The sequence below is a fragment of the uncultured Methylobacterium sp. genome (assembly GCF_964242245.1).
Lineage (GTDB): Bacteria > Pseudomonadota > Alphaproteobacteria > Rhizobiales > Beijerinckiaceae > Methylobacterium.
The window spans coordinates 1-6,020 of the sequence record NZ_CAXTBY010000169.1; the positions used below are offsets into that span (position 1 = coordinate 1).

The 6,020-nt window shown below is 65.9% G+C and carries 5 protein-coding genes; 4 read left to right on the plus strand and 1 reads right to left on the minus strand.

The annotated features are described in order from the left end of the window. The coding region (gene aspS / locus ACFE8Y_RS20430) for an aspartate--tRNA ligase (RefSeq protein WP_375466203.1) at positions 1 to 1,742 on the minus strand (1,742 nt) is incomplete at its 3' end. Between the two features lie 251 nt (positions 1,743 to 1,993). Between aspS and ACFE8Y_RS20435 the strand changes: the two genes are divergently transcribed. From ACFE8Y_RS20435 to ACFE8Y_RS20450, 4 genes are all read left to right on the plus strand, one after another. Then, positions 1,994 to 2,650 carry a hypothetical protein gene (locus tag ACFE8Y_RS20435; protein ID WP_375466204.1) on the plus strand — a complete coding sequence of 219 codons (657 nt, stop codon included), beginning with the start codon at positions 1,994 to 1,996 and terminating at the stop codon, positions 2,648 to 2,650. Continuing rightward, positions 2,647 to 3,639 carry a lipase gene (locus ACFE8Y_RS20440; protein WP_375466205.1) on the plus strand — a complete coding sequence of 331 codons (993 nt, stop codon included), beginning with the start codon at positions 2,647 to 2,649 and terminating at the stop codon, positions 3,637 to 3,639. Before ACFE8Y_RS20435 ends, ACFE8Y_RS20440 begins: the two co-directional genes overlap by 4 nt. A gap of 96 nt (positions 3,640 to 3,735) precedes the next feature. After that, entirely contained in the window at positions 3,736 to 4,887 is a 1,152-nt protein-coding gene (rnd, locus tag ACFE8Y_RS20445) for a ribonuclease D (RefSeq protein ID WP_375466206.1), read from the plus strand. 209 nt (positions 4,888 to 5,096) lie between these two features. Continuing rightward, positions 5,097 to 5,294 (plus strand): hypothetical protein, encoded by a 198-nt coding sequence (locus ACFE8Y_RS20450; protein WP_375466207.1) that lies wholly within the window; start codon positions 5,097 to 5,099, stop codon positions 5,292 to 5,294. The last annotated feature ends 726 nt before the right edge of the window (positions 5,295 to 6,020 follow it).

A 6,020-nucleotide genomic window follows, 5' to 3' on the forward strand; every position in this document is an offset into this window, starting at 1 on the left:
GCGCCCATCATCAGGTCCTCGGCGCGCTGGTTCATCGGGAACAGCACCACCTCGCGGATGTTCGGCTCCTCGCAGAGCAGCATCACGATGCGGTCGACGCCCGGCGCGATGCCGCCGTGCGGCGGGGCGCCGAGGCGCAGCGCGGAGAGCATGCCGCCGAATTTCTGCTCGAGCACGTCGCGGCCGTAGCCGGCGATCGCGAAGGCCTTCTCCATGATCTCGGGCTTGTGGTTCCGGATCGCGCCCGACGACAGCTCGATGCCGTTGCAGACGATGTCGTACTGGAACGCCTTGATGCCGAGAACTTTTGCGTCGTCGCCGTCGCCGAGCGCCAGGAAGGCGTCGTGATCGAAGTTCGGCATCGAGAACGGGTTGTGCGAGAAGTCGATGTGCTTCTCGTCCTCGTTCCACTCGAACATCGGGAAGTCGGTGATCCAGCAGAACGCGAACTGATCCTTGTCGGAGAGGCCGAGTTCGTCACCGATGCGGATGCGGGCCTTGCCGGCGAGCGCCGCAGCCTTCGCCTCGGTGCCGGCTGAGAAGAACACGGCGTCACCCGCCCGCGTCCCGGTCTTCGCCGCGATCCGCGCCTGGATCTCCGCCGGAATGAACTTCGCGATCGGCCCCTTGCCGGCAAGCTGACCGTCGACCTCCTCGAAGACGATATAGCCCAGGCCCGGCGCGCCCTCCGAGCGGGCGAACTCGTTGAGCTTGTCGAAGAACGAGCGCGGTTGGCCGGCCGCCCCCGTCGCGGGGATCGCGCGCACCACGCCGCCGGACGCGATCACGCCCTTGAACGCCTTGAAGTCCACCGTCGCGTCGGCGAACTCTTCGGTCACGTCGGCGATGAGCAAGGGGTTCCGCAGATCCGGCTTGTCGACGCCGTACCTCAGCATCGCGTCGGCGTAGGTGATGCGCGGGAAGACATCGGTAACGCGCTTAGCTCCAGCGAACTCCTCGAACACGCCGCGCAGCACGGGCTCGACCGCCTGGAACACGTCCTCCTGCGTGACGAAGCTCATCTCGACGTCGAGCTGGTAGAACTCGCCCGGGCTCCGGTCGGCACGGGCGTCCTCATCGCGAAAACACGGGGCGATCTGGAAGTAGCGGTCGAAGCCCGCGATCATCGTGAGCTGCTTGAACTGCTGCGGCGCCTGCGGCAGCGCGTAGAACTTCCCGGGGTGCACCCGCGACGGCACGAGGTAGTCGCGTGCGCCCTCCGGGGAGGAGGCCGTCAGGATCGGCGTCTGGAACTCGAAGAATCCGCCCTCGCGCATCCGACGGCGCAGGCTGTCGACGATGGCGCCGCGCTTCATGATGTTGGCGTGCAGCTTCTCCCGGCGCAGATCGAGGAAGCGGTAGCGCAGGCGCGTCTCCTCCGGGTATTCGAGGTCGCCGAACACCGGCAGCGGCAATTCGGCTGCCGCGCCCAGCACTTCGACGGCGTCGATGTAGACCTCGACCGCGCCAGTCGGCAGCTCCGGGTTCTCGGTGCCGGCGGGCCGCGTGCGGACGCGCCCGTCGAGGCACACCACCCATTCCGAGCGCACGGCGTCGGCCGCGTTGAAGGCCGGCGAATCCGAATCCACCACGCACTGCGTCAGCCCGTAATGGTCGCGCAGATCGATGAAGAGCACGCCGCCGTGGTCGCGGATGCGGTGGCACCAGCCGGAGAGGCGGATGGTTTGGCCGACATCGGACGGGCGGAGCGCCCCGCAGGTGTGGGTACGGTAACGGTGCATCGCAAAGCCTTGGGATTGAAGGGCGGCACCATTCACGGTGACCGATGCAAGTCAAGCAGACGCAGTCCCCCCGGCGCAGGCCATCGATCGCGAAAATGTGAGACTGCCACGTCTGCCCAGCAGGCAGCCCGTCTTGATGGCTGCCGGAACCGCCGATAAACAACCTAGAGTGTGCTTTTGCCCTGTTGCCCATCCGAGACATTCATATCGCGTATCGATTCAAGAATTACCTACGGAAGACAGGATACGACATGATGCACGTGCTCCAGCCCGATCACGCCGAAAGCTATTGCAGCCCTGCAATCCAGGTCTCATCCGATGAATTTACGAGAAAGCTCGCTGACAACCCCGACATTCCATATTCGCCGTTTGAAATTCTCGGTGAGTCTATCGTTCCAGGGCTGACCAACGTTCCCGCTGTCCTTCAAGGGACTTTCATTCAGGCGACGAACCTTGGAAACGATCTGCAGAGCCTGTTTCTGTTTTATGTCCCAACCGCACCCTTCGTCTTCGGTCCTTCGAGCAACAAGGTCGTTCTCGGTGCGAACTTCATCGACGACAACCTCAAGATCTTCGATTTCACGAGCGATTTCCGCACACAGCGTTATCTCTCGATCAGGATTCCGGCCGGGAAGACGTTCATCGTGGGTCTGCAGTACTTCATCAACCCGAACGCGGCGTTGACGGCCCCGACGCCCGTTGGAAGCGAGGCGATGGGCAACCGGGGCATCATCCAGCTGCTTCCGTCGGGTGCCGGAAAGTTCCTGGTCACTGCAACGGTTCGGCAGAACTTCATACGGTCGCTGTCCAATCCGACCGACATCATATCGTCCACCGCGTATTCCGTACCGATCTCGACGGGGCCGATCGTCAAGGGCTCGTCAGCGACCGCAGGCCTTCTCCCGTGACGACGGCCATCGGCGACCCGACCGCCGTCGCGATGACCCTCGCCGGCATCGCCTACGGCGACCCGGCGGCGATCCCGCGCTACCTCGACGAGGCGGCGCTCACGCGGGACGACTGGTCCGTCGTCTGGCTCGCCGCGCCTCCCGATCCGCCGGCAAACTTCGCCTACCTCGCCCGCAGCGCGACGACGGGCGCCTACGCGCTCGCGATCCGCGGCACCTACCCGAATCCCTTCGCCCCGGCCTACTGGGACGACGGTGACGAGGACAGCCCCTTCGGCGACATGGTCGACTGGCCGGGCGCGCCGGGCGCCCGGATCGGCGGCGGCACCGCCAAGGGCCTCGGCCGCCTGCTCGCTCTCGCGGATGCCGGCGGCACGACCCTGGAGGCGGCCGTCGCCGGACTTCCCCCGGATGCCCCGCTCACGGTGACCGGGCACAGCCTCGGCGGCACCCTTGCTCCGGTCCTGGCTCTGCGCCTGACCGAAACCTTTCCCGGCCGCGCAATCGCGGTAACGAGCTTTGCCGGGATGACCCCGGGCAACGCCGCGTTCGCCGATCTCTTCGGTCCCGGAAGTCATCTGGACGGACGCGTGCGGCGCGTCTTCAATACGCTCGACACGGTGGCTTACGGCTGGGACCGTGTGTACGAGACGCACACCTTCTACAATCCCGCACCGAAGGGAGGCGTTCTGGTCTCGGCGATGCTGCTGGCCTCGGCGGCCCGCCTCGCCCTCGGCGGCTACGGCTACACGCCCGTCGGCACCCCGGTTTCGTTGCCGGGGGTCCTGCGCCCGATCGCCATCTCGTGCGAGTTGATCGCCTACGTGTTCGAGAACCTGCACCAGCACCTGCCGGACACCTATCTTGAACTGCTGGGTGCTCCGCCTTTACCCTTCGCGATCGTGTACGGCAGTATCGTGCTGCCGCGGAAGCATCCGAACGGCGTGGAACCGATCACCGCGCGGCCACCGACGGTCTACATCGGCTGACACGACCGCCCTTCGGAGCGGTGCGCGTTCTGCACAGGCGGGGATGCCGGCCTGTCCGGCTCCCCTTTGCGGAAAACCTCCGCTATAGCCGCAGGGATGGATCTGATCAGTACGACGCTGGCGCTCCGCGACGCCTGCGACCGCCTCGCCGCGCAGAGCTTCATCACCGTCGACACGGAGTTCATGCGCGAGACGACCTATTACCCCAAGCTCTGCCTGATCCAGATGGCCGGGCCCGACGGGACCGGCGTGCTGGTCGATCCTCTGGCACCCGGCATCGACCTGCGGCCCTTCATCGACCTGATGGCCGACGAGGGCGTCGTGAAGGTGTTCCACTCCGCCCGGCAGGATCTGGAGATCATCTGGCTGATGGGCGGCCTGCTGCCGCAGCCGTTCTTCGACACGCAGGTCGCGGCCATGGTGTGCGGCTACGGCGATTCCGTGTCCTACGAGCAGCTCGTCAACGACGTGGCCAAGGCCAAGATCGACAAGTCCTCGCGCTTCACCGACTGGTCGCGCCGTCCCCTGTCCGACGCACAGCTCGCCTACGCGCTGTCGGACGTGACCCACCTCGTCACGGTCTACGAGACGCTGGCGGGCGAACTCGTCAGCACCGACCGCGGCCTGTGGCTCGACGAGGAGATGGGCGTGCTGACCTCGCCCGAGACCTACCGGGCCGACCCGGCCCAGGCGTGGCGCCGGCTCTCAGGGCGGATGCGCAAGCCCCGCGAGGTCGCGGTGCTGATGGAGGTGGCGGCGTGGCGCGAGCGCGAGGCGCAGGCGCGCAACGTCCCCCGTGGGCGCATCCTCAAGGACGAGGCGGTGATCGACATCGCCACCGCCGCACCGCGCAGCGTCGAGGCGCTCGGGCGCCTGCGCTCGATCCCGGCCGGGTTCGAACGCTCCCGGACCGGAACCGACATCCTCGCCGCCGTCGAGCGCGGGTTCGCCCGTGATCCCGCCGAGATCGTCCTGCCCGAGCGCGCGCGCGGACGCGGCGGCAACGGGGCGCTGGTCGAACTCCTGAAGGTCCTGCTCAAGGCCGTGTGCGAGACCGAGGGCGTTGCCCCGAAGATCATCGCCACGATCGACGATCTCGAGGCGGTGGCCGACGACGACGCCGCCGACGTGCCGCTGCTTCAGGGCTGGCGTCGGGAGCTGTTCGGACGCAAGGCGCTCGACCTGAAGCACGGGCGCCTCGCGCTCTCGGCCGAGGGCGGTCGTGTCGTGGTGCGCGACCTCACCTGACGGTTCGCACCCGGCGGCGCCCGTCCCGGATCGCCGTCGACGCGTGACAGGACAACAGGGCGGGACTAAACGGCAATGCACTTGCCGGATTATCCCGTACCTCGTCAGCGCCGCACGTGATGATCGAACCGAAGCAAGTCCTCACGACACTGACCGGACGAGGCCTCATCTCGGCACGGGGGTGCAGCTCGGTGAGGGTCCGTTACCGCGTGGTGGTCGAGCAGTGCGGCACCGGGACCATCGCGCGCGGAACCTTGCAGGGACGCCATGCGGGCTTGCACCCGATCTGGCTGGAACCGGATTCGACGCTCCGTCTCAAGGACGGACGGACGCTTGCAATCTCGCTGACCGATCTCGTGGGCGACCAAGCGGAATTCGAGAGCACCGAAGCTGCCGTCGGCCTTTAGGTCTGACGCAGCAAACGGTCACGCATCGGACCCCTGCCTGCCGTGATTCGCCGCGTCCACCGATGTGAACCAAACTGCCAATCCGTCTCAGGGCCGCGGTGATGTGCGACCTGAGCGCGCAGTTTTGGTACAAAAATACCGAACGCTGGGACGCTGGCAGGACCAAGGCGAAGCTGGACCATGTCGCGTTGCGCATCCCGAAACAGGCTATGGAGCCCGTCACGGGATGCTGAAAGATCGCCGTTACGTGCTGTGAGCGCATGATCAGGCCGAGCGAACAAGTTTAGGATGTGGCGAGCGCATGACATCGCGCATCTTCGATAAGCTGGGCGCACAATCGGCGTCCTTCTTGCTGCACCGCACAATCCAACTTTGCGCCGCGTCAAGCACCTTGAGCTTCCGATGGGACGCTGGCGACTTCCCCACACCTCGTTCAGGGACCTCATCCGCGAGTTGACGAGGCTCAGAATTCTCTTAGAGTTCGTTCAAGCTTCGGTTTCGAGGGGGCCGCCTCAGGGATGGCGGCCTCTGGCTCGGTGATCGCAGAGATCACCGGTTACCTCGCCCGCTATCGAAGCGCACCGGTCCCTATCGCAATGAATCAGGTCAGGCCGGAGCTCGCGATCATCATCGCGCCCGCACGGTCCTAAAGATCTGTTGGAGGAAATCATATGAGAGCGGTTCATCTTCTTGCGTTGGGTGCAGGTCTGGCGGCGTCGACGCCAG

What these genes read in the sequence shown, in the direction of transcription:
- ACFE8Y_RS20435 (WP_375466204.1), top strand. Translation starts at nt 1,994, where the DNA reads ATGATGCACGTGCTCCAGCCCGATCACGCCGAAAGCTATTGCAGCCCT.
- rnd (WP_375466206.1), top strand. Translation starts at nt 3,736, where the DNA reads ATGGATCTGATCAGTACGACGCTGGCGCTCCGCGACGCCTGCGACCGC.